The sequence below is a fragment of the Phaeobacter sp. JH20_02 genome (genome assembly GCF_048056915.1).
In the GTDB taxonomy this organism is placed as follows: Bacteria; Pseudomonadota; Alphaproteobacteria; order Rhodobacterales; family Rhodobacteraceae; genus Phaeobacter; species Phaeobacter bryozoorum.
The window spans coordinates 1-856 of the sequence record NZ_JAYMVP010000008.1; the positions used below are offsets into that span (position 1 = coordinate 1).

At 42.5% G+C, this 856-nt stretch carries 1 protein-coding gene; it reads right to left on the bottom strand.

Going from position 1 to position 856, the window contains the following annotated elements:
* Window positions 1-62: 62 nt before the first annotated feature.
* The gene (locus VWY34_RS01650; RefSeq protein ID WP_416534511.1) at window positions 63-656 is read right to left on the bottom strand and encodes a hypothetical protein; all 594 of its coding nucleotides are present in this window, start codon (window positions 654-656) and stop codon (window positions 63-65) included.
* Between the last annotated feature and the right edge of the window lie 200 nt (window positions 657-856).

Here is an 856-nt window from a genome sequence, read left to right on the forward strand (position 1 = left end):
ACCAGATTTCGAAAAAATAACCGTCTCTGCGTTGATTTTTGGGTCGACAACTTTAATGCTACTCATTGCTTGACTTCTTTCATCTGAATGTCGATTATTCTATCGAAAATAAAAACATATATGGAGTTGATTTCTTGGGTATCTTGCGTAAATGCTATTGACCTATTTTTCACATATTGCTCGCAACCTACAAAACTTCCGTCGGTAATCGGTTCGTCAGTCCCCTGCGGCAAATGAAGGGAGTTACCAAAAAATCGACGCGGCGTATTCTTGTAGCTCACACGACACTGTGAGACCAATTTTTCGAAATACCCCGTGACAACCTCTGGCAAGTTGTCATATTCCACTTGCACCGGTGACATCTCTCCAATCAATTCCATCTCTGCAATATAATCCCCTTGGTGCGTTCTGCTTTGAATGGTGGCGACTTTACTAGAACCCTCTTTGGAAACACATCCGGAAACATAAAGGTAGGAATTATCAAACAAAGCTAGCGATTGCAGTCGTTTCCTGTCGTAAACATCAACCAACTGTGATGGGTCTTTATCGCTGCATGAAAGCACTGAGTGTTTGGAATTAATATTATCTTCACAACTCATTATGATGCAGATTAGTGATAGGGCTGAAGGCAACTTTAAGAGGCTAACTATGGCCATGCCAAACACTCCGTTTATGTATCTTGGTTATTCATTGAGTAGCCCATCTTCAGACGCTCCAACACGAATTGAGTGTATTTGGTCATGTAGAATCGGTTACATTTTTGCACTCCCTATATGCGTGCAAGGGCGGAGTCATCCCCTACGGTAACGTTAACTTCTTCGCAGTGTGGCTCCAAAATCAGGTCAACCCTGTCCTC

Bases quoted from the DNA above. Each gene is read 5' to 3' on its own strand.
- VWY34_RS01650 (WP_416534511.1), bottom strand. From the start codon at position 656: ATGGCCATAGTTAGCCTCTTAAAGTTGCCTTCAGCCCTATCACTAATC.